The sequence below is a fragment of the Klebsiella sp. KTE92 genome (genome assembly GCF_000398905.1).
Taxonomy (GTDB): domain Bacteria; phylum Pseudomonadota; class Gammaproteobacteria; order Enterobacterales; family Enterobacteriaceae; genus Klebsiella; species Klebsiella variicola.
On record NZ_KB976100.1, the window covers coordinates 885,891 to 908,520 of the forward strand.

Sequence of the window (22,630 nt, forward strand, 5' to 3'; positions counted from 1 at the left end):
GCGTAACGCTCCCTTGAGGTTATTTATCCTGCGGCAGGGCGGGTTGCCCTTCATTTACCCAGGTCATGAAGATCCGATAACCGATGGCCAGCAGGGTGGCGCCGAGAAACATACCGAGAATGCCGTTAGAGGCCATTCCGCCGAGGGCGCCCAGCAGCACTACCGGCATTGGCGCGTCGACTCCGCGCCCCAGCAGCAGAGGTTTGAGGACGTTATCGGCCATGCCGGCGACGATCAGCAGGATGGTGTAGAAGATATCCATGCCGGTACTGTGGGTGCCGAGACTCCACATTAGCGCAATGGCCGGTGCCGTCACCAGGATCACCGGCACCTGGGCAATGCCGAGGATCAGGGCCAGAATAAAGAAGATCCCGACGGCGGGAATGCTGGCCATCAGCATGATCACGCCGACCAGCAGCGCCTGGATCAATGCCACCCCGATGACGCCCTGGGCGACCGCGCGGATGGTGCTGGTGCACAGGCGGGTGAGGGTCACGCCTTTATTTTCATCGGTAATACGGATGGCAATACGCTGGGCGCTGATGGCGCCCGCTGCGCCCCAGGCCATCATAATTCCTGAGACGATAAATGAAATAATAAAGCCAATCAGCCCGCCGCCCATGCTGGCCAAAATACTGAGAAACTGTTTGGCAATGTCGCCGATTTGTGAGCGGTAATTACTGAGCAGTCCCGGGAGATCGACGGAAGCTCTCATCCACAGGGCGCTAAGCCGTTCGCCAATGATCGGTAACGCGGCAATGCGCGAGGAGGGCGGGGGAATGGTAAAGCTCTGGCTGCCCATCTTGTCTATCATGGCGCTGGCGCTTTCCGCCAGCGAGGTGATCATCAGCACCGTGGGGATGACGATCAGTAAAATACCTAACAACACCAGCACCACTGACGCCAGTCCCTGTTTGCCCGCTAACAATCCGGCAAAATATTGATGTAAGGGATAGAGCGCCACGGCGAGGATCAGCGCCCAGAGCATCATATTGATAAAGGGAGAAAAGACGGTAAAACAGAATGAGGCCAGCGCCAGAATAAGCCCAAACCGAATAAACATATCGAGAAAGCGGGTGACCAGCCGTTTTTCAATCAACAGCAGATTATTATTATCCATTTTCTTTTACGCTCACATAATATTCTTACGCCAACGCTCAGCGTTGTTTAACAAAACACTCCAGCAACAGAAAATTCATGATTTACAACGCAGAAGTGAGTTGAAGGTGATCTCCGCCCATTTGGTTGTGGGGGCTTTTAATGAGTGTAGAACAGAAATGAATGGCGCCCGGCAAATATTCTGCGGTGCGCTGGCGGGCGAAATCCCGCTTTCTTTACCTGCTAAATGAGGAAGAAAGCGGAGGGAGATTAACCGAGGGTAAAAGGATCGGCATCGCGCCAGGCGGGAAATTTTTCGCGATATTCCTGGAGGGCAGCCAGCGACAATTCGGCATCAAGACGGGTGGCCTGATGCGGATCGGCAGTGGCGACAATCTCCCCCTGGGGACTGATAATCCGGCTATCGCCGCGGTAATGATGGCCGTTACCGTCAGTACCGACCCGGTTACAGCCGGCGACATAGGCCTGGTTCTCGATAGCGCGGGCGACCAGCAGCGACTGCCAGTGCAGGGAGCGCGGCGCCGGCCAGTTGGCAACATACAGCGCCAAATCATAGTCGTTCAGATTACGCGACCATACCGGAAAGCGCAGGTCGTAACAGACCAGCGGCAGGATACGCCATCCGCGCCATTCAAAGACCACGCGTCGGTCACCAGCCTCATAATGATGGTGTTCATCGGCCATACGGAACAGGTGCCGTTTATCATAATGGTGCACCGTACCGTCGGGCTCGACCAGCAGGAAGCGGTTAACAGCGCCGTGTTCGGTTTGCAGCGCTGCGCTGCCGGCAATCAGCGCCTGGGTTTGCGCGGCCCGGGCATGCATCCACTCCACCACGTCGGCTTCGGGTAAAGACTGTTTTGCCGCTTCCATGGCAAAGCCGGTGGTGAACATCTCCGGTAAAACAATGACATCGCGCCCAATAATCCCTTCCAGTTGGCGATCAAAATGGCGCAGGTTGGCAGGGCCGTCCATCCAGACCAGCGGTTGTTGCAACAGCGTAATTTTCAGGCCAGGCACAATGGTCAACTCCATTCTCATGAGGGGGTTAGGTTAACTGTAACACCATATCAGCCTCGCGGCGGTCAGCGGAATATTTTGTTAAAAAAATGCTACTCACAGAAGCCACGGAGGAGGGGGGACGAAAAAAAGGCGGGGAAAATTCCCCGCCCGGCGTGTGATGTGGTGATTGTTTTATTATGCGGCTTCAACTTTGCGAACTTTTTCCGGCAGCTTTACCGGCTTTGTCGCCAGCTCCTCTGGCGCAAAGTCGTCGACGTTGATGCTGCGCAAGCGACTGTGCTCTGCGCGGGTCAGAATAGCGGCTTCTTCCTGATTTATTAATCCTTTGGCCAGCGCGTTGTGTGCCAGCTCATCCAGACGGGTGAACGGCAGGTTTTTACCCAACTCTTTGCAGATCCGCTGGTGGATAGGATCGGCCGCCATCACTTCCAGCAGGGCCTCTTCCAGCAGACCAACCGGGTTATGCTCGCTCGGCGTCAGGTACTGACCGCGACCGATGCGGGAGCGAGTGGCGCTGGGCACCTGCAGAATTTTAGCGACTTTATGGTCCAGCTTATCCGACGGCGCATGATGATGACGCCCGGTCGGGAAGATGGCCACACGCATCGCACCTGCCACCAGACGGTTGGGGAAGTTTTTCAGCAGATCGTCGATGGCCTGTTCAGCCTGGTGCAGCGCATCCTGCACTCCCCAGTGAACCAGCGGCAGATCGGCTTCATTGCGTCCTTCATCGTCATAGCGTTTCAGCACCGCCGAGGCCAGATACAGCTGGCTTAACACATCCCCCAGACGCGCGGAGATACGTTCGCGACGCTTGAGGCTGCCGCCCAGTACCGCCATCAACACGTCTGACAGCAGCGCGAGGTTGGCACTCAGACGGTTCATTTGCTGATAGTAGCGACGGGTGGCGTCACGGGTCGGCGCGCTGCTGGTGCGTCCGCCGGTCAGGCCCAGCCAGAAACTCCGGACTTTGTTACTGCCGACATGGCCGATGTGTTTGAACAGCAGCTTATCGTAGGCGTTCAGGTCGTTATTCTGCGCGGCGGCCATCTCTTCCAGCACGTAAGGGTGGCAGCGAATAGCCCCCTGACCGAAGATCATCATGCTGCGGGTCAGAATGTTTGCGCCTTCAACGGTGATGGCGATCGGCGCGCCCTGGTAAGCCCGGGCGAGGAAGTTACCTTCGCCCAGCATAATGCCTTTCCCGCCGGTAATATCCATCGCGTCGATAATGGAGCGCTGGCCGCGGTGGGTACAGTGATATTTCACAATCGCGGACAGCACTGCCGGTTTCTCGCCGAGCATAATGCCGTAGGTGATCAGCGACGCCGCGGCGTCCATCACATAGGCGTTACCCGCGATGCGCGCCAGCGCCTCTTCAATCCCTTCCATTTTGCCGATCGAGATTTTGAACTGACGGCGAATGTGGGCGTAGGCGCCGGTCGCCATGGCGACGGATTTCAGGCCGCCGGTGGCGTTGGAAGGCAGGGTAATACCGCGGCCCACGGACAGACATTCAACCAGCATGCGCCAGCCCTGACCGGCCATGCTCGGGCCGCCGATGATGTAATCGATCGGCACGAAGATATCCTTGCCGCGGGTTGGGCCGTTCTGGAACGGGACGTTCAGCGGGAAGTGGCGACGGCCAATTTCCACGCCCGGCGTTGAGGTGGGGATCAGCGCGCAGGTGATGCCCAGCTCTTCCTCGCCGCCCAGCAAACGGTCCGGGTCAGAGAGTTTGAAGGCCAGCCCCAGCACGGTGGCGATTGGCGCCAGCGTGATATAGCGTTTGTTCCAGGTCAGGCGCATCCCCAGCACCTGTTGACCCTGCCAGTCGCCCATGCACACCACGCCTGTATCCGGAATAGCGCCGGCGTCAGAGCCCGCTTCCGGACTGGTCAGTGCGAAGCAGGGGATTTCCAGGCCGCGCGCCAGACGCGGCAGATAATGATTCTTCTGTTCTTCGGTACCGTAATGCTGCAGCAGTTCGCCCGGGCCCAGCGAGTTCGGGACGCCGACGGTGATCGCCAGGATGCCGGAGACGCCAGAGAGTTTCTGTAGCACTCGTGCCTGAGCGTAAGCGGAGAACTCAAGCCCGCCATACTCTTTCTTGATAATCATCGCGAAGAAGCGGTGCTCTTTCAGATAGGCCCACAGCTCGGGCGGCAGATCGGCCATTTCGTGGGTGATGGCGAAGTCGTTAGCCATCCGGCAGGCCTCTTCCACCGGGCCGTCGAGGAAAGCTTGCTCTTCGGCGGTCAGGCGCGGCTGCGGATAGTTATGCAGCTTGTGCCAGTCCGGGTTGCCGCGGAACAGATCGCCTTCCCACCAGGTGGTGCCGGCGTCGATGGCTTCTTTTTCCGTACGCGACATCGGCGGCATCACCTTGCGGAAAGCGCGAAATGCCGGTGCGGAAATCATCGATTTACGCATGGGGGCAAAGTTGAACGGCAACAAAATAATGGCCAGCGGCAGCAGCAGCCAGATATTCCACACTCCGGCTGCGCCGAGCGCCGCGGTCCAGGCGAGCAAAATCACACTGCTGAGCAGCAGGCTGACCCGGTGATAGAAGAGCGCACCGAGTAAAACGACGGTTGCAACAATACTCAAAATCATCATAGAGAAATGCTCCCTGAGCTTGTAGGAGGTCTGACCACTTGTGATGTATTGGTTGTAGTGCATGCGTTTTTATTTAGCAATGTGTTTACAAAATAATTACAACCTCGCTCACATTGTTGTATGCAAAAGCGGCACATAAAATCAAAAGGGCGGGGGATAACACTGCCTGCTGCTTCTCGCTTCGGCGGCTATCCGGTACACTGCCAGGGTTATTCCACTCATACTGAAGGATTATCCTCATGTACCAGGATCTTATTCGTAACGAACTGAACGAAGCCGCGGAAACGCTGGCTAACTTTCTGCAGGACGAAGCCAATATCCATGCTATCCAGCGTGCCGCTGTTCTGTTGGCGGATAGCTTTAAGGCGGGTGGGAAAGTGCTGTCCTGTGGTAACGGCGGTTCCCATTGCGATGCGATGCATTTTGCGGAAGAGCTGACCGGTCGTTATCGCGAAAACCGCCCGGGTTACCCGGCCATCGCGATCTCCGACGTCAGCCATCTCTCCTGCGTGAGCAATGATTTTGGCTATGAGTATGTGTTCTCCCGCTATGTTGAATCCGTCGGCCGTGCGGGCGATGTGCTGCTCGGCATCTCCACGTCAGGTAACTCCGGCAACGTGATCAAGGCCATTGAAGCCGCGCGGGCGCAGGGGATGAAAGTGATCACCCTGACCGGCAAAGACGGCGGCAAAATGGCGGGTTCCGCCGATGTTGAAATACGCGTGCCGCACTTTGGCTATGCCGACCGCATCCAGGAGATCCACATCAAAGTGATCCATATCCTGATTATGCTGATCGAAAAAGAGATGGTGAAAGGCTAACAGGCAGGCGAGTGTGTACTGTTGACGGCGGCCTCGCTTTGGCGCCGTCGTGATTTGTGAGGGTGAGGTGATCTATGTGCGAACTGCTCGGGATGAGCGCCAATGTGCCAACAGATATCTGTTTTAGCTTTACCGGGCTGGTGCAGCGCGGGGGCGGGACGGGGCCGCATAAAGACGGCTGGGGCATTACCTTCTATGAAGGCAAAGGCTGTCGCACATTCAAAGATCCGCAGCCGAGCTTTCAGTCGCCGATCGCGAAACTGGTCCAGGATTACCCGATTAAGTCCTGTTCCGTCGTCGCCCATATCCGTCAGGCCAATCGCGGGATGGTGGCCCTGGAGAACACCCATCCCTTCACCCGCGAACTGTGGGGGCGCAACTGGACCTATGCGCACAACGGGCAGCTCAAAGGCTATAAATCGCTGAAAACCGGTAATTTCCATCCGGTAGGTGAAACCGACAGTGAAAAAGCGTTTTGCTGGCTGCTGCACCGTTTAACCGAGCGCTATCCGCGCACGCCGGGCAATATGCTGGGCGTTTTCAAGTATATCGCCACCCTGGCGGGTGAACTGCGTGAGAAAGGGGTGTTCAACATGCTGCTGTCGGACGGGCGCTACGTGATGGCGTTCTGCTCGACCAATCTGCACTGGATCACCCGGCGGGCGCCGTTTGGCGTGGCAAAACTGCTGGACCAGGATGTGGAGATCGACTTTCAACGCGAGACCACACCCAACGATGTGGTCACGGTTATCGCCACGCAGCCGCTGACGGCCAATGAAACCTGGCACAAGATCATGCCAGGCGAGTGGGCGTTATTTTGTCTCGGGGAGCGTGTAGTTTGAGGCCAGCTGCGGCTGAACAACCTCGTGGCTGAGCGGCTTGCTTACCACATAGCGGCCGTCGGTCACTGACACAATCGGCGGTTTGTGGGTCTGCTGGAAATAGTCATAGCCAGGCTTAAGCTGTTTCCAGAAATCTGCATAGTAGGAGTATTTGTGGCGTTCCATATTGGCGTTGGTCATGCGGAACGGATAGATACTCACCTGCACGCTTGGCTGGCCGAAGACTAAGGCGCCGGTCACAAACTGGAAGATCTCATCGATCCCGCTGTCGGTCATGGCGTAGCAGCCGACTGAGACACAGTCGCCATGGATCATCAGGTATTTCCCTTCATAACCATGGGCGCGATCGTAGGCGTTCGGGAAGCCGATGTTAATGGCTTTATAGAAGCGGCTGTCGGGTTTGAGCTGGCTGCGGGTGACGCTATAGAACCCTTCCGGACTCTTGAAATCACCCTGACGCTGTTTCGGACCCAGGCCACCGGAATAGTTGCAGATCCGATAGCTGTCGAGGAGCTGGTAGGTTTCACCCATTTTGACGTAAAGGTCGAGCATGCGCTCTTCTTTAAAGATCTCAATGTAAACCGGTGAACCCATTAATTGCTGCTTGTATTCTTTGCTAACCGGCGTCGTCGGGCTATTGCTGCTGAGCAGCCCGGCAAATGACACGCACGGCAACAGAAGCATCGCAATAAATAATGCGATTTTGCGCATACTGCTTGTTCCTTGATAAAACAAAATAGCCACATTGCCAGGACGGCAAGAGAGACCCGAAATCAGAGTTTTCTGGATTTAGAGCGCTCACATTAGCATCACGGCATTTTTTCGCAAGGGCGACGTGGCGGCGTTTACAATTCAGCCTCACTTTATAACCCGCTTACGGCGAAAACACAGTCAGAACTTTGCGCAATAGCTCGCATTTTAGAAGCACTTATTGCCCCTCGTGCTACAGCCGCCGCTCACGAAATGTTACACTTGCGTCGGTTCATCACCAGAGTAAGAAAGGAGGCTTCTCTTCCGTCATGAGCGCCACTGGCGCCGTTTCGCCCTTTCTTCTCTGCCATTCTGTCAATAAGCTGGCCCCGGCCTGCGTCGGGGTTGAGGTTACGGATACCTGCTAACGATATGATTAAAATCACGAAAGGGCTGGATTTGCCCATAGCTGGCATGCCATTACAGCAGATCTCTCCTGCGCCAGCGGTGAAGCGCGTCGCGCTGCTCGGCGAAGAGTACGTCGGGATGCGTCCCGCTATGGCGGTCAAAGAGGGCGATCGGGTCAAAAAAGGTCAGATCCTGTTCGAAGATAAAAAGACCCCCGGCGTCTACTTTACCGCCCCGGCGAGCGGGGTTGTCAGCGCCATCCACCGCGGTGAACGGCGCGTTTTACAGTCAGTGGTGATTGATATCGAGGGCAATGACGCGGTGGCCTTTACCCGTTACGCCGCGGACGCACTGGCTGAGCTGCCGCGCGACACCGTACAGCAGCAGCTGCTGGCCTCGGGCCTGTGGACCGCGCTACGCACCCGGCCATTCAGTAAAACGCCGCGCCCGGGCAGCGTGCCCGCCGCTATTTTTGTCAACGCCATGGATACCAATCCGCTGGCGGCGGAGCCGCAGCCGATTATTCTGGCCGAGCGTGCCGCCTTCGATGCCGGTCTTACCGTGCTCACGCGTCTGACCGACGGGAAAGTGCACGTCTGCCAGCCCAGCGGCGGCAAGCTGGGCGGCCATCCTGCCGGCCAGGTCTGTTTTAATCAGTTCTCCGGGCCGCACCCGGCGGGGCTGCCGGGAACCCATATTCACTTTCTGGAGCCGGTGAGCCTGAATAAACAGGTCTGGCACCTCAATTATCAGGATGCGATCGCTATCGGTCAGCTTTTCCTTGAAGGTGAGCTGAACTGCGAACGGGTAATTGCGCTCGGCGGCCCGCAGGTGAAGTCGCCGCGGCTGGTCAAAACGACGCTGGGCGCCAGCCTGGACGATCTGCTGGCGGGCGAGCTGGAGGAGGGGGAAAACCGCGTCATTTCCGGCTCGGTACTTAGCGGTACCCGCGCCCACGGCCCCCACGCTTTCCTCGGGCGTTTCCATCTGCAGGTGAGCGTGGTTCGCGAAGGTCGGGAAAAAGAGCTGTTTGGCTGGGTGATGCCGGGCAAAGAGAAGTTCTCGATTACCCGCACTACGCTAGGCCATTTCTTCAAGCGCAAGCGCTTTCATTTCTCCACGGATACTAACGGCGGCGAGCGGGCGATGGTGCCGATCGGCAACTATGAGCGGGTGATGCCGCTGGATATTCTGCCAACCATATTGCTGCGCGATCTGCTGGCCGGCGATAGCGATAGCGCCCAGGCGCTGGGCTGTCTGGAGCTGGATGAAGAAGATCTGGCGCTCTGCACCTACGTTTGTCCGGGCAAATATGAATACGGTCCGGCGCTGCGCAGCGTGTTAACCCAGATTGAGCAGGAAGGATAAGAGATGGGCTTAAAGCACCTGATTGAGAAACTTGAGCCGCATTTCACGCATGGCGGCAAGCTGGAAAAATATTACCCGCTGTATGAAGCGGCGGCGACCATCTTCTACACGCCGGGGCAGGTCACCCGCGGCGCGGCGCACGTGCGCGACGCCATCGACCTCAAGCGGATGATGATCCTCGTGTGGTTTGCCGTATTCCCGGCGATGTTCTGGGGCATGTACAACGTTGGGCTGCAGACCATTCCGGCGCTGCACAAACTGTACGGCGCCGAACAGCTGCAGCAGGTGATCGCCAACAACTGGCATTACAGCGTCGCCCAGTGGTTAGGGGTCAGCTTCAGCGCTGACGCCGGCTGGCTGAGCATGATGGCCCTGGGCGCGGTCTTCTTCCTGCCGATCTATATCACCGTTTTTATCGTCGGCGGCTTCTGGGAAGTGCTGTTCGCGATTGTGCGCAAACATGAGATCAACGAAGGCTTTTTCGTTACCTCAATTCTCTTCGCGCTGATTGTGCCGCCTACGCTGCCGCTATGGCAGGCGGCGCTGGGGATCTCCTTTGGGGTGGTGATCGCCAAAGAGATTTTCGGCGGTACCGGGCGCAACTTCCTCAACCCGGCGCTGGCGGGGCGCGCGTTCCTGTTCTTCGCCTACCCGGCGCAGATTTCCGGCGATCTCGTGTGGACGGCGGCGGACGGTTTCTCCGGCGCCACGCCGCTCTCCCAGTGGGCCAGCGGCGGCGGTGAAGCGCTGGTTAACGTCGCGACCGGCATCCCGGTGAGCTGGATGGACGCCTTCCTCGGCAACATTCCCGGCTCAATTGGCGAAGTCTCCACGCTGATGATCCTGATCGGCGGCGCGATCATTCTCTTTGGCCGCGTCGCGTCCTGGCGCATCGTCGCCGGGGTGATGATCGGCATGATCGCCACCGCCACCCTGTTTAACGTTATCGGCTCCGATACCAACCCGATGTTCTCGATGCCGTGGTACTGGCATCTGGTGCTCGGCGGCTTTGCCTTCGGCATGATGTTTATGGCGACGGACCCGGTATCCGCCTCGTTTACCGATAAAGGGAAATGGAGTTACGGCGTGCTGATCGGCGTGATGTGCGTGCTGATCCGCGTGGTGAACCCGGCTTATCCGGAAGGGATGATGCTGGCGATCCTCTTCGCCAACCTCTTCGCACCGCTGTTCGATTACCTGGTGGTGCAGGCCAATATTAAGCGGAGGAAGTCGCGTGGCTGAGAAGAAAAGTAACGATAGCATCGGCAAAACGCTGCTGGTGGTGCTGGTGCTTTGTCTGGTCTGCTCCATCGTGGTAGCGGGCTCGGCCGTGGGGCTGAAATCCCGCCAGCAGGCGCAGCGGGTGCTGGATAAACAGCGCAATATCCTGGCCGTCGCCGGCCTGATACAGCCCGGGATGGATGCCGATGCGGTAGCGGAAACCTTCGCGGCGCGCATTTCGCCGCGACTGGTGAATCTGGCGACCGGCGAGCTGCTGGAGAAAGACCCGGCAAAATTTAATCAGGCCCAGGCGCTGAAGGATCCACAGCAGAGCATCGCGCTGGACGCCAGCCAGGATCCGGCCGGCATTAAGCGGCGTAGCAACCTGGCGGAAATTTATCTGGTGCGCGACGCGCAGCAACAGATTGAGCAGATGGTGCTGCCGATCTACGGCAATGGCCTGTGGTCGATGATGTACGCCTTTGTGGCGCTGGACGTTGATGGCCGCACGGTGAAAGGCATTACTTATTACGATCAGGGGGAAACCCCGGGGCTGGGCGGCGAAGTGGAGAACCCGAACTGGCGCCAGCAGTTTATTGGCAAGCAGGTGCTGGATGACAACGGCATTCCGGCACTCCGGGTGGTGAAAGGCGGCGCGCGCGCCGGTGACCTGCATGCAGTAGACGGTTTATCCGGCGCCACGCTAACGTCTAACGGCGTGCAGCACAGCTTTGATTTCTGGATGGGCGAACTGGGCTTTGGTCCGTTCCTGAAAAAAGTGCGTGAGGGAGGGCTGAATAATGGCTGAACAGAGCGATATGAAAGAGGTGAAGCGTGTGCTGGTGGGGCCGCTTATCGCCAATAACCCCATCGCCCTGCAGGTGCTCGGCGTCTGCTCCGCGCTGGCGGTGACCACCAAACTGGAAACCGCCTTCGTGATGACCATTGCGGTGACGCTGGTGACGGCGTTCTCCAGCATGTTTATCTCGATGATTCGCCACCATATTCCCAATAGCGTGCGCATCATCGTGCAGATGGCGATCATCGCCTCGCTGGTCATCGTGGTGGATCAGCTGTTGCGGGCTTTCGCTTATGAAACCTCTAAGCAGCTGTCGGTATTCGTCGGGCTTATCATCACCAACTGTATCGTGATGGGTCGCGCCGAAGCCTACGCCATGAAATCGCCGCCGCTGGCCAGCTTTATGGATGGTATCGGTAACGGTCTCGGTTACGGCGCGATCCTGATAATCGTCGGCTTCCTGCGCGAGCTTATCGGCAGCGGCAAGCTGTTCGGTATCACGGTGCTGGAGACGGTGCAGAACGGCGGCTGGTATCAGCCGAACGGCCTGTTCCTGCTGGCGCCGAGCGCATTCTTCATTATCGGTTTGCTGATCTGGGCCCTGCGTAGCTGGAAGCCTGAGCAGCAGGAAAAGGAGTAATCGATGATGGCTCATTACATTAGCCTGTTTGTCCGCGCGGTGTTCGTTGAGAACATGGCGCTGGCCTTCTTCCTCGGGATGTGTACCTTCCTCGCGGTGTCGAAAAAGGTCTCCACCGCCTTCGGCCTCGGCGTCGCAGTGACGGTGGTGCTGGGTCTTGCTGTGCCAATCAACAACCTGGTCTATAACCTGGTGCTGCGCGACGGCGCGCTGGTGGAAGGCGTAGATCTCAGCTTCCTGAACTTCATCACCTTTATCGGGGTGATTGCGGCGCTGGTGCAGATCCTCGAGATGATCCTCGATAAGTACTTCCCGGCACTCTATAACGCGTTAGGGATCTTCCTGCCGCTTATCGCCGTTAACTGCGCCATTTTCGGCGGCGTGTCGTTCATGGTGCAGCGTGATTACAACTTCCCGGAATCCATCGTCTACGGCTTCGGCTCCGGCATTGGCTGGATGCTGGCGATCGTGGCGATGGCGGGGATCCGCGAAAAAATGAAGTACGCCAACGTGCCCGCCGGTCTGCGCGGGTTAGGGATCACCTTTATCACCACCGGGTTGATGGCGCTGGGCTTTATGTCCTTCTCCGGCGTGCAGCTATAAGGGCGAATAAGTATGGAAATTATTCTTGGCGTCGTGATGTTCACGCTGATTGTGCTGGTGCTGTCGGGGCTTATCCTGGCTGCGCGCTCAAAGCTGGTGAACGCGGGCGACGTGGTTATTGAGATCAATAACGAAGCGGATAAACAGATCCGCACCCCGGCGGGTGACAAACTGCTGAACACGCTGTCCAGCAACGGTATCTTCGTCTCTTCCGCCTGCGGCGGCGGCGGCTCCTGCGGCCAGTGTCGGGTGACCATCAAAGAAGGCGGCGGCGATATTCTGCCGACCGAGCTTTCGCATATCACCAAACGCGAAGCCAAAGAAGGGTGCCGCCTGGCCTGCCAGGTGGCGGTGAAGCAGAATATGAAAATTGAGCTGCCGGAAGAGATTTTCGGCGTGAAAAAATGGGAGTGCGAGGTTATCTCTAACGATAACAAAGCCACCTTCATTAAAGAGCTCAAATTACGGGTGCCTGATGGTGAAGCGGTGCCGTTCCGCGCCGGCGGCTATATTCAGATCGAATGCCCGTCGCATAAAGTGGCCTATGCCGACTTTGATATTCCTGATGAATATCGTTCAGACTGGGACAAATTCAATCTGTTCCGCTATGTCTCTGAGGTGAAAGAACCGACCCTGCGCGCCTACTCGATGGCTAACTATCCGGAAGAGAAGGGCATCATTATGCTCAACGTGCGCATCGCCACGCCGCCGCCGAAGGTCCCGGATGCGCCGCCGGGGATCATGTCGTCCTATATCTGGTCGCTGAAGCCTGGCGATAAGGTGACGATTTCCGGGCCGTTCGGCGAGTTCTTTGCTAAAGAGACCGACGCTGAGATGGTGTTTATCGGCGGCGGCGCCGGCATGGCGCCGATGCGCTCGCATATCTTTGATCAGCTTAAGCGGCTGCACAGCACGCGCAAAATCAGCTTCTGGTACGGCGCCCGTTCGCTGCGCGAGATGTTCTACGATGATGAGTTCGAGCAGCTGGCGCGCGACAACCCTAACTTTACCTTCCACGTCGCGCTCTCCGATCCGCTGCCGGAAGATAACTGGACCGGGCATACGGGCTTTATCCATAATGTTCTGTATGAAAACTATCTGCGCGACCACCCGGCGCCGGAAGACTGCGAATTCTATATGTGCGGGCCGCCGGTGATGAACGCCGCGGTGATAAAAATGCTCAAAGACCTGGGCGTCGAAGATGAGAACATCATGCTCGACGACTTTGGAGGCTGACGATGCTGACGGTATTTGTCGCGACCTTTGTGATTTTTGCGCTGGTGATCCTCGGTATGTCGCTGGGCTACCTGGTGAAGCGCAAGAGCATTCAGGGCAGCTGCGGCGGGATCTCGTCGCTGGGGCTGGAGAAAGTCTGCGACTGTCCGGAACCGTGTGACGCGCGTAAGAAACGTCTCGCTCGCGAGGCGCAGCGTCAGCAGCGGCGTATTTTGTAATGCCCGGCGGCGCTGCGCATGCCGGGTCTGCTGCTTCGGTTTTGTAGGCCGGGTCAGCCGCCACCCGGCAACAACATGCCAGCAATGTGAGGCCGCTTTCGCGGCCTTTTTAGCCGTTGACTCCCTTACTGCCAGCTTTTCGCCTGTGCCGGAGAATCCACCATCACCCCGTCGGCACCCAGCTCCTTCGCCGTGCGGTAGTCTTCCGCACTGTTGATGCCGAAGAAAATAATGTGCGCTTTGCCCTGTGAGCGGAAGCAATCCATCGCCTCTTTATCCCAGGTGAGCGTTGCCGGGGAGATCCCTTCGCCAAGGGTAAACTTCTCCACCACCTCCACCTTGCGCTTCAGCTCCAGCCCATACCACTGCTCGCCCTCGTGCTGGCTGCTCAGTTGACACTGGTGGCTGAGTGAAATAGTCGCAAGTTTAGTGCGAGTCTCGCTGCGGGTGACGAAGCGGGGAATAGCCGATGGCAGGGCGGCGATATAGCGGTCATCGGTGGAATAGACCCGCACGCGATCGAGGCTGTCGGTGGCTTTTAACACCGCCAGCAGGCGTTCGCCCATCACCGCCGGATCGGCATCTGGAGATTTGATATCGATATAGAAAAAAGTGTGCGGCCACTGTTGCAGCACGCTTTGCAGGGTCGGGATCGTGGCCTGCTTACCGCGCCACGGGTGGCTGTCATCCCCCCATTTCCAGCCGGCGTCGACTTTCGCCAGCTCGGCGGCGGTTAAGCTGGAGACCTTACCCTCGGCGTTGGTCAGGGCGGAGAGATCGCTTGAACGGTAGAGTACCGGTACGCCGTCGCGGCTTAACTGCACCGTGACCCAGATGGCCTCAGCGTGGTTCTCCAGCGCCAGTTTAATAGCCGGCAGGGTATTTTCCGGGGCATCGCCGGTACCGCCGCGGTGGGCAATCAGCTGTGGGTTAGCTAAAGCGCTGCTGGCGGCCAGCAGGCAAAGGGCGGTGAGTCGTTTCTTCATGATTGTATCTTTCAGATTAGTTGATTAACGTTATGAAAATAAACATGATTTATTGCACTTTTATGTTGTCAGCGTTTTTTTGACCACCGCAGTAAAAAAAGCATCAAACTGGCGCGCAGTTTTTGCTATGCTGTATGGGTATACAGTGTTGAGTCTGACGATGCGTAAAATTATCCATGTCGATATGGACTGTTTCTTTGCGGCGGTGGAGATGCGCGACAACCCGGCGTTGCGCGATATTCCCCTCGCGATAGGCGGCAGTCGGGTACAGCGTGGCGTGATTAGTACCGCGAACTATCCTGCGCGCAAGTTTGGCGTGCGCAGCGCCATGCCGACGGCGACGGCGCTCAAGCTGTGCCCGCATCTCACGCTGCTTCCCGGCCGCTTCGATGCCTACAAAGAAGCCTCGAATCATATCCGCGAAATTTTCTCCCGCTATACCTCGCGCATTGAGCCGCTGTCGCTGGATGAAGCCTACCTTGACGTCAGCGACAGCGTGCATTGTCACGGGTCGGCCACTCTGATAGCTCAGGAGATCCGCCAGACCATCGAACGGGAGCTGCACCTCACCGCCTCGGCGGGCGTGGCGCCGGTGAAGTTTCTCGCTAAAATCGCTTCCGATATGAATAAACCCAACGGCCAGTTCGTTATCGCTCCCCATCAGGTGGCAGAGTTTGTGCGGGCGCTGCCGCTGGCGAAAATACCCGGTGTCGGAAAGGTGTCGGCGGCGAAGCTGGAAAATATGGGCCTGCGTACCTGTGGCGATGTGCAGAACAGCGATCTGGCCATGCTGCTCAAGCGCTTCGGTAAATTCGGCCGTATTCTGTGGGAGCGCAGCCACGGGATTGATGAGCGGGAAATCCATAACGATCGGCAACGTAAATCGGTGGGTGTGGAGCGGACGTTAGCGGAAGATATCCACGAATGGTCAGCGTGCGAAGCGATTATCGAAAATCTCTATCCCGAACTGGAGCGGCGGCTGGCGAAGGTCAAACCGGACCTGTTGATCGCCCGCCAGGGGATTAAACTGAAATTCAATGACTTCCAGCTGACCACTCAGGAGCACGTCTGGCCGCGGCTGAACAAAGAGGATCTGATTGCCACCGCCCACAAAGCCTGGGATGAGCGGCGCGGCGGACGGGGCGTGCGTCTGGTTGGGCTCCATGTGACGCTGCTCGATCCGCAACTGGAAAGGCAGCTTTTATTAGGGATTTAACCATGCATATTCGTGCTTACCGCGACAGCGATTTGCCATTGCTCTGCCAGATCTTTCTGCGCGCGGTGCAGGAAACGGCGAGCCGGGACTATACCCCGGCGCAGATTGCGGCCTGGGCGCAGGTGGATGAGATGCGCTGGCGACAAAAACTGGCCGACTCAATCGGCTTGGTGGCGGAGGTAGAGAGTCAACCGGTTGGCTTTATCACCGCCATCGGGACGCATATCGATTTGCTCTTTGTCTCGCCGGATCACGCCCGGCAGGGTATCGGCGGCGCGCTTATCGAGGCGCTCTGCGCTCAGTATCCTGAGCAAATCCTGACGGTGGACGCTAGCATTACCGCAAAGCCCTGTTTTACGGCCCATGGATTTAAAGTGGTGGCGGAGCAGCGGGTGGCAGCCCGTGGGGAGTGGTTTATTAACTACCGGATGGAAAAACGCGTGGCGCTACGGTGATGCGGGGGAAAACCGGCGGCAGACTGCCGCCGGTGGTGGGGCTTATTTAGCCGGAATGGCTTTCAGCAGCTCGGTCAGCAGCGTCCAGTACTGACCGACGCTCTCGATATGTACCTGCTCATCCGGGGAGTGCGGACCGGTAATGGTTGGCCCGATGGAGACCATGTCCATCTCTGGATACGGTTTTTTGAACAGACCGCATTCCAGACCGGCGTGGATGATCTGGATGTTCGGCGTCTTGTTGAACAGACGCTGGTAAGTCTCGCGCACCAGGTGCATTACCGGCGAGTTGGCGTCCGGCTGCCAGCCAGGGTAAGCGCCTTTGGCTTCGGTTTTCGCCCCCGCCAGTTTACCCAGAGAATCCAGCATGCTGACCACGTAGTCTTTGCCGCTGTCGATCAGCGAGCGGATCAGGCAGTGGATCTGCACGTTGTCATCGGTCATGGTGACGACGCCGACGTTCAGCGAAGTTTCCACTACGCCTTTCGCCACGTCAGAGTTGCGGATAACCCCGTTCGGCGTGGCGTTCAGCAGGCGGATGAAACCGTCGCGGGAAGTCTGCGTCAGCGCTGCTTTGTCGTTATCGACCGCTTCCAGGAGCACTACCAGGTTCTTCTCTTTGGCCTCCAGCTCGTTTTTCAGCAGCGCCTGGTAAGTATTCACCAGCGCTTTCAGCGCATCGGCTTTATCCGCGGCGACGGCGACGGTCGCGTATGCTTCGCGCGGGATGGCGTTGCGCAACGTACCGCCGTTGAAATCGACCAGACGCAAATCCAGCTCATCGGCGTGGCCGGCGAGGAAGCGCGACAGCAGCTTGTTGGCGTTACCCAGACCCAGGTGAATGTCACCGCCGGAGTGGCCGCCTTTCAGCCCTTTTAAGGTTACTTTAAAGCTCTGGAACCCGGCCGGAATCGCTTCGCGAGTCAGCGCCAGGTTAGAGGTGAAATCGATCCCGCCGGCGCAACCCATGTAGATTTCGCCTTCTTCTTCGGAGTCGGTATTGATCAGGATATCCGCCTGCAGCCAGTTGGCCTGCAGACCGAACGCGCCGTCCATACCGGCCTCTTCGGTCATGGTCAGTAGCACTTCCAGCGGGCCGTGAGCGACGCTGTCGTCGGCCAGCACGGCCAGTGCGGACGCCATCCCGATGCCGTTATCCGCGCCCAGCGTGGTGCCGCGCGCTTTCACCCATTCGCCGTCAATGTACGGCTGGATCGGATCTTTGGCGAAGTCGTGGACGGTATCGTTGTTTTTCTGCGGCACCATATCGAGGTGCGCCTGCAGCGCTACCGGCTTGCGGTTTTCCATACCGGCAGTCGCGCCTTTACGAATCAGAATGTTGCCAACCTGGTCACGTTCCGCGTGTAAGCCTTTTTCTTTTGCCCAACCCATAATGTGCTCGGCGAGCTGTTCTTCGTGATAGGACGGGTGCGGGATGGAGCAAATCTTGGCAAAAATATCCCAAAGCGGCTGCGGGGATAGTTGAGACAGTTCAGACACGGTAAGTCTCCTTACAGACTCCTGCATACAGCGGTTGCAGGACGAGGGTTAGCGTTAAAATACACAACAAGCCCGGGCTTGCGCGATGGGGTTGAGAATACCACTTTCCACCGCCGCAGGTAGTGTAAACAACGCAAAAAGCGTTGCGCAAACCGCTTAACACTGGTTTTTAGTGCGTCAGATCTCTATAATCTCGCGCAACCATTTTCCCCCTCGAACATTATTTAAGCCGTATTACACAGGCTGGGACACTTCACATGAGCGAAAAATACGTCGTCACCTGGGACATGTTGCAGATTCACGCCCGCAAACTGGCCAGCCGTCTGCTGCCGGTTGAGCAATGGAAAGGCATTATTGCCGTCAGCCGCGGTGGACTGGTACCGGGAGCCTTACTGGCGCGTGAACTGGGCATTCGTCATGTTGATACCGTATGCATCTCCAGCTACGACCATGATAACCAGCGCGAGCTGAAAGTGCTGAAACGCGCGGAAGGCGATGGCGAAGGCTTTATCGTTATCGACGATCTGGTGGATACCGGCGGTACTGCCGTGGCGATCCGCGAAATGTATCCAAAAGCACACTTTGTCACCATTTTCGCCAAGCCGGCAGGCCGCCCGCTGGTGGACGATTACGTTGTGGATATTCCGCAGGACACCTGGATTGAACAGCCGTGGGATATGGGCGTGGTGTTTGTACCGCCTATCGCAGGTCGTTAATTCTTCAGGACAGTGCTATTTACCACGCCCGGCTTGCCGGGCGTGGTTTTTTTTATCCTTTAGCAGGTTACAATAACAGGAGTGGCACTACGACGGAGGCTGCACATGTCACAGGCTAACCTCAGCGAAACGCTGTTTAAACCCCGCTTCAAACATCCCGAAACCTCTACGCTGGTGCGTCGGTTTTCCGCCGGAAAACCGCAGGCGATGCAGTCGGCGCTGAGCGGCAATCACGTCGATCACTGGTACCGTCTGATCAACCGTTTGATGTGGATCTGGCGCGGCGTGACCCCGCAGGAGATCCTCGATGTGCAAGCGCGCATTGTGATGAGCGAGGCCGAACGAACGGATCCAGAACTGTTCGATACCGTTATCGGCTATCGCGGCGGCAACTGGATCTTTGAGTGGGCGAAAGAGGCCATGCAGTGGCAGCAAAAGGCCGGGCAGGAAGCCGATCCTTTGCTGAGCGGCCGCCACTGGTTGCATGCATCGAACCTGTATAGCATTGCCGCTTATCCGCATATTAAAGGCGATGAGCTGGCCGAACAGGCGCAGGCTTTAGCCAACCGGGCGTATGAAGAGGCCGCCCAGCGGCTGCCGGGCTCGCTGCGCGAACTGGAGTTCACCATCCCTGGCGGTTCGCCAATAACCGGCTTTTTGCATATGCCAAAAGGCAATGGGCCGTTTCCGACGGTGCTGATGTGCGGGGGCTTGGACTCACTGCAGACGGATTATTACAACCTGTATGAGAACTACTTCTCACCGCTCGGTATTGCCATGCTGACGATCGATATGCCTTCCATCGGCTTCTCGTCAAAATGGACGCTGAATCAGGACACCAGCCTGCTGCACCAGCACGCGCTGCGCCATCTGGAAAATGTACCGTGGGTCGATCATACCCGGGTCGCGGCCTTTGGCTTCCGCTTTGGCGCCAATATCGCGGTCCGTCTGGGTTACCTGGAGCCGCAGCGGCTGAAGGCCGTGGCCTGTCTGGGCCCGGTCGTTCATGGTCTGCTGGTGGATCCTCTGCATCAGGGGCGCGTGCCGGAGATGTATCTTGACGTGCTGGCCTCACGGCTGGGCATGCATGACGCATCCGATGAAGCGCTACGCGTGGAGCTCAACCGCTACTCGTTAAAAACCCAGGGACTGCTGGGGCGCCGTTGCCCGACGCCGATGCTCTCGGGCTTCTGGAAGGACGATCCGTTCAGCCCCGAAGAGGAGTCGCGGTTAATCACTTCGTCATCTGCCGATGGCAAACTGCTGGAGATCCCGTTTAACCCGGTGTATCGCAATTTTGATCACGCATTGCGACAGATCGCCCGCTGGATCAATCATAGATTTGGTTAATTTATTGCTAAATTCTATTGGTTTGGTAAAACAGTTGCATCACTAAAGGAGATCGCAATGACGTTACCGAGTGGACACCTGAAAAGTAAGTTGATCAAGAAATTCACGGCGCTAGGGCCTTACATTCGCGAAGAGCAGTGCCATGACAACCGTTTCTTTTTCGATTGCCTGGCAGTTTGCGTCAATGTTAAGCCCGCACCGGAGAAGCGTGAATTCTGGGGCTGGTGGATGGAAATGGAAGCACAAGAGTCACGTTTCACCTACAGCTACCAGTTTGGCCTGTTCAATAAAGAAGGTTCATGGCAGGCGGTCGACATTGACGACCCGGAAGTGAGCGAGAGACTGGAAAAAACGCTGCGCGAGTTCCACGAGCGCGCAGCGGCGCTGCTGACCACCTTTAATCTGAAGCTGGAACCGGCCGACGATTTCAGCGAGCCGGTTCGCCTGCGGGCCTGATTGATCTACGGATACGATTTCTCCACGCCCGTGCGGCGTGGAGGAGCGTAGCGAAGACTTTGCCGCCTCATCAGTACTCCCAACCCCACCCTCTGACTCACCCTACCTGTGGCTGCAGCTTGCCAGCCATCGCCTGCTGAATAATCGGGATCGGGGTCAGTAAGTGCTCGCGCATCAGCGCGCTGGCTCGCCCGGCATCGCGCGCCAGAATGGCGTCCAGCAGGGTCTGGTGCTGGACATGCTTATCTTCCAGCATCTCTACCGACAGCACGGTGGTGCGCAGCCAGATGAAGCGGTAGCGCGCCGCCAGATCGAACAGCCTTTCGCGCATCTGCAGCAGATACTGGGAGCCGCAGCCGGCGACGATGGCGGTGTGAAACGCCTGATGGCGCTGGTCCCATTCATCGAGTAAGCGCTCACTGGCGTCACAGGACTCCAGCTTGTTGAGCAGATGGGCGCGGGCCAGCAGCTCGGCTTCCCACTCGTCGCCGCCGCGTTCGATGGCGAGGCGCACCAGCATGGCTTCCATATTGGCGCGCGCGTCGAAGATATCGAGAAGCTCCTGCTCCGACATGGGCGCCACCCGATAGCCTTTCTGATTAACCACCGTCACCAGCCTTTCCGCCACCAGCTGCGAGAGCGCCTCCCGCAGCGGCCCGACGCCGAGCTCATAGCGCGACGTCAACAGGCTCATCCGCAGCTTCTCATCGGGTTGGTAGACCCCGCGGATGATGTCGTTTTTCAGCCAACGGTACCCGTCAATGGCCGTCGCCTGGGGAATGGCGGTCATGTTCTTACTCCTGAATACTCTTCCCGGCGGGCGCCGGGAACAGGGTTAACGCGTATTTTGCAGCGGCAGTTTTTGCCACAATACCAGCTTTTTCCAGCGCGACATAATCGGTACTGTACAAATAATTCCCAATGCTAACAGGCCGGTAGAGATCACCTCCAGTTGCTGCGCCGGACGGAACAGCATCACCACCAGCACGAAGGTGATAAAGGCGATCACCAGCCAGGTCAGGTACGGATAGAGCCACATTCTCAGACGGATCTCGCCGCCTTGCGCCTGAAGGATTTTGCGCATCCGCAGTTGTGAAACGGCGATCACCAGATAGACCAGCAGGGCGATGGCGCCAGAGCTGTCGATGAGGAATTTAAACACCTTCGCGGGCGCATAGTAGTTCACCACCACGGTGAGGAACGCCGCGCCGGTGGAGAGCAGCACCGCCACGTACGGAGTTTTGCTGCGGTTGGTCCGGCCCATGATGGCCGGCGCATCGCCGCGACGGCTCAGGGAGTAGAGCATCCGCGAGGCGGTATACAGCGCCGAGTTCAGACAGCTGGTGACCGACAGGAGGATCACGCCGTCCATAATCAGCTTCGCGTAGGGAATATGCAGCAGCTCGAGCACCGAGCGGTAGGAACCGATGCTCTTCAGCCCCGGCATATTCCATGGGATGAGGGCGACGACGATAAAGATCGAGCACAGATAAAAAATAGAGATACGCCAGATCACCGAGTTGGTGGCGCGGACGATGTGTTTATCCGGCGTGTCCGATTCGGCGGCGGCAATGGTGACGATCTCCGCGCCCATAAAGGAGAACATGGTGATCAGCATCGCGCTCAGCACCGCGCCGAAGCCGTTCGGCATAAAGCCGCCGTGGTCCCACAGCCGCGAAATGCCGCTGACCTCGGCATAGGGATAAAAACCGGTAATGGCGACCGCGCCCAGTACGATAAACGCCAGAATAGCGATCACTTTGCACAGCGCCAGCCAGAACTCGAATTCACCGTAGTTCTTGACGCTCAGCAGGTTACTGCCGGTGAGGGCGAGAGTGATGACCAGGGAGAACAACCACACCGGGACGCCCGGCACCCACGAATGCAGAATAATCGCCGCGATATTGGCTTCCAGCGGAATAACCAGTACCCAGAACCACCAGTACAGCCAGCCGATGGTATACCCCGCCCAGCGGCCGATGGCTTTGTCGGCGTAGGTGGAAAAGGAGCCAGTATCCGGCGTGGCGACGGCCATTTCGGCCAGCATACGCATAATCATCACCACCAGCAGCCCGGCAAACAGATAGGCCAGCAGCACCGCCGGGCCCGCTTCGGCAATGGCGACGCTGGAACCGACAAATAAACTCGCGCCGATCACCCCGGCGATAGATAACATCGTGACGTGGCGCGACTTCAGTCCCGCCCCTAAATCCTGTGATTGCGACAGTTGCCCCATCATTTACCCTCTCGAAGTGTGTCACCTGGGAGAGCGCCCCGACATTCCCGCGCCGGGGCACGCGTATTATTGTTGTTTTGCAGGTCTCGTCTTCATTCCCTTACGAAC

General features: G+C 57.8%; 22 protein-coding genes. 14 read left to right on the top strand and 8 right to left on the bottom strand.

Annotated elements, in window-relative coordinates; translation table 11 throughout:
* Positions 1–19: 19 nt before the first annotated feature.
* From A1WC_RS20870 to fadE, 3 genes are all read right to left on the bottom strand, one after another.
* A complete protein-coding gene (locus A1WC_RS20870) occupies positions 20–1,120 on the bottom strand; it encodes an AI-2E family transporter (protein ID WP_012542797.1) in 1,101 nt (366 codons plus the stop codon).
* Between the two features lie 248 nt (positions 1,121–1,368).
* Positions 1,369–2,139 (bottom strand): amidohydrolase, encoded by a 771-nt coding sequence (locus A1WC_RS20865; RefSeq protein ID WP_016160335.1) that lies wholly within the window; start codon positions 2,137–2,139, stop codon positions 1,369–1,371.
* A 177-nt stretch (positions 2,140–2,316) separates the two neighbouring features.
* Positions 2,317–4,761: an acyl-CoA dehydrogenase FadE gene (gene fadE / locus A1WC_RS20860; RefSeq protein ID WP_016160336.1), complete on the bottom strand. Its 2,445-nt coding sequence runs from the start codon at positions 4,759–4,761 to the stop codon at positions 2,317–2,319.
* A 239-nt stretch (positions 4,762–5,000) separates the two neighbouring features.
* Between fadE and lpcA the strand changes: the two genes are divergently transcribed.
* Positions 5,001–5,582: a D-sedoheptulose 7-phosphate isomerase gene (lpcA, locus tag A1WC_RS20855; protein WP_008805261.1), complete on the top strand. Its 582-nt coding sequence runs from the start codon at positions 5,001–5,003 to the stop codon at positions 5,580–5,582.
* Positions 5,583–5,656: 74 nt separating this feature from the next.
* Positions 5,657–6,424, top strand: a complete 768-nt coding sequence (locus A1WC_RS20850; RefSeq protein ID WP_008805262.1) for a class II glutamine amidotransferase — start codon at positions 5,657–5,659, stop codon at positions 6,422–6,424.
* On the opposite strand, the gene dpaA is transcribed toward A1WC_RS20850, so the two are convergent.
* Positions 6,395–7,135, bottom strand: coding sequence for a peptidoglycan meso-diaminopimelic acid protein amidase (gene dpaA / locus A1WC_RS20845; protein WP_008805263.1), 741 nt, complete (start codon positions 7,133–7,135; stop codon positions 6,395–6,397). The two genes, A1WC_RS20850 and dpaA, sit on opposite strands and share 30 nt — an antisense overlap.
* 411 nt (positions 7,136–7,546) lie before the next feature.
* On the opposite strand from dpaA, the gene A1WC_RS20840 reads away from it, so the two are divergent.
* The 7 genes from A1WC_RS20840 to nqrM are packed head-to-tail and all read left to right on the top strand — an operon-like array spanning position 7,547 to position 13,607.
* On the top strand, positions 7,547–8,890 hold the full coding sequence (locus A1WC_RS20840) for a Na(+)-translocating NADH-quinone reductase subunit A (protein WP_012968886.1): 1,344 nt from the start codon (positions 7,547–7,549) through the stop codon (positions 8,888–8,890).
* A gap of 3 nt (positions 8,891–8,893) precedes the next feature.
* Positions 8,894–10,132, top strand: coding sequence for an NADH:ubiquinone reductase (Na(+)-transporting) subunit B (locus A1WC_RS20835; RefSeq protein ID WP_016160337.1), 1,239 nt, complete (start codon positions 8,894–8,896; stop codon positions 10,130–10,132).
* Positions 10,125–10,919 carry a Na(+)-translocating NADH-quinone reductase subunit C gene (locus A1WC_RS20830; RefSeq protein ID WP_016160338.1) on the top strand — a complete coding sequence of 265 codons (795 nt, stop codon included), beginning with the start codon at positions 10,125–10,127 and terminating at the stop codon, positions 10,917–10,919. The genes A1WC_RS20835 and A1WC_RS20830 overlap by 8 nt, the downstream gene beginning before the upstream one ends.
* Positions 10,912–11,550 carry an NADH:ubiquinone reductase (Na(+)-transporting) subunit D gene (locus A1WC_RS20825; RefSeq protein WP_002889716.1) on the top strand — a complete coding sequence of 213 codons (639 nt, stop codon included), beginning with the start codon at positions 10,912–10,914 and terminating at the stop codon, positions 11,548–11,550. The genes A1WC_RS20830 and A1WC_RS20825 overlap by 8 nt, the downstream gene beginning before the upstream one ends.
* A 6-nt stretch (positions 11,551–11,556) precedes the next feature.
* Positions 11,557–12,153, top strand: coding sequence for an NADH:ubiquinone reductase (Na(+)-transporting) subunit E (gene nqrE, locus A1WC_RS20820; RefSeq protein ID WP_004177335.1), 597 nt, complete (start codon positions 11,557–11,559; stop codon positions 12,151–12,153).
* Positions 12,154–12,165: 12 nt separating this feature from the next.
* The gene (nqrF, locus tag A1WC_RS20815) at positions 12,166–13,389 is read left to right on the top strand and encodes an NADH:ubiquinone reductase (Na(+)-transporting) subunit F (RefSeq protein WP_008805267.1); all 1,224 of its coding nucleotides are present in this window, start codon (positions 12,166–12,168) and stop codon (positions 13,387–13,389) included.
* Between the two features lie 2 nt (positions 13,390–13,391).
* Positions 13,392–13,607 (top strand): (Na+)-NQR maturation NqrM, encoded by a 216-nt coding sequence (gene nqrM / locus A1WC_RS20810; protein ID WP_004204638.1) that lies wholly within the window; start codon positions 13,392–13,394, stop codon positions 13,605–13,607.
* A gap of 125 nt (positions 13,608–13,732) precedes the next feature.
* Here nqrM and A1WC_RS20805 read toward each other — a convergent pair whose 3' ends face one another.
* Positions 13,733–14,593 carry a glycerophosphodiester phosphodiesterase family protein gene (locus A1WC_RS20805; RefSeq protein WP_012542789.1) on the bottom strand — a complete coding sequence of 287 codons (861 nt, stop codon included), beginning with the start codon at positions 14,591–14,593 and terminating at the stop codon, positions 13,733–13,735.
* 160 nt (positions 14,594–14,753) lie between these two features.
* Here A1WC_RS20805 and dinB point away from each other — a divergent pair, with 160 nt between their 5' ends.
* Entirely contained in the window at positions 14,754–15,809 is a 1,056-nt protein-coding gene (gene dinB, locus A1WC_RS20800; protein ID WP_008805269.1) for a DNA polymerase IV, read from the top strand.
* Positions 15,810–15,811: 2 nt separating this feature from the next.
* The gene (locus A1WC_RS20795; protein WP_016160339.1) at positions 15,812–16,264 is read left to right on the top strand and encodes a GNAT family N-acetyltransferase; all 453 of its coding nucleotides are present in this window, start codon (positions 15,812–15,814) and stop codon (positions 16,262–16,264) included.
* Positions 16,265–16,306: 42 nt separating this feature from the next.
* Here A1WC_RS20795 and pepD read toward each other — a convergent pair whose 3' ends face one another.
* A complete protein-coding gene (gene pepD / locus A1WC_RS20790; protein WP_008805271.1) occupies positions 16,307–17,764 on the bottom strand; it encodes a cytosol nonspecific dipeptidase in 1,458 nt (485 codons plus the stop codon).
* A gap of 257 nt (positions 17,765–18,021) precedes the next feature.
* Here pepD and gpt point away from each other — a divergent pair, with 257 nt between their 5' ends.
* The 3 genes from gpt (at position 18,022) to crl (ending at position 20,286) form a co-directional block, all read left to right on the top strand.
* Complete coding sequence (gene gpt / locus A1WC_RS20785; RefSeq protein ID WP_002889733.1) at positions 18,022–18,480, top strand: xanthine phosphoribosyltransferase; 459 nt, start codon at positions 18,022–18,024, stop codon at positions 18,478–18,480.
* A 105-nt stretch (positions 18,481–18,585) separates the two neighbouring features.
* A complete protein-coding gene (gene frsA / locus A1WC_RS20780; protein WP_016160340.1) occupies positions 18,586–19,830 on the top strand; it encodes an esterase FrsA in 1,245 nt (414 codons plus the stop codon).
* Between the two features lie 57 nt (positions 19,831–19,887).
* The gene (gene crl, locus A1WC_RS20775; RefSeq protein ID WP_004178681.1) at positions 19,888–20,286 is read left to right on the top strand and encodes a sigma factor-binding protein Crl; all 399 of its coding nucleotides are present in this window, start codon (positions 19,888–19,890) and stop codon (positions 20,284–20,286) included.
* Positions 20,287–20,383: 97 nt separating this feature from the next.
* On the opposite strand, the gene csiR is transcribed toward crl, so the two are convergent.
* Positions 20,384–21,076, bottom strand: a complete 693-nt coding sequence (gene csiR, locus A1WC_RS20770) for a DNA-binding transcriptional regulator CsiR (RefSeq protein WP_016160341.1) — start codon at positions 21,074–21,076, stop codon at positions 20,384–20,386.
* Positions 21,077–21,121: 45 nt separating this feature from the next.
* Positions 21,122–22,522: a GABA permease gene (gene gabP / locus A1WC_RS20765; protein ID WP_002889795.1), complete on the bottom strand. Its 1,401-nt coding sequence runs from the start codon at positions 22,520–22,522 to the stop codon at positions 21,122–21,124.
* Positions 22,523–22,630 lie beyond the last annotated feature (108 nt).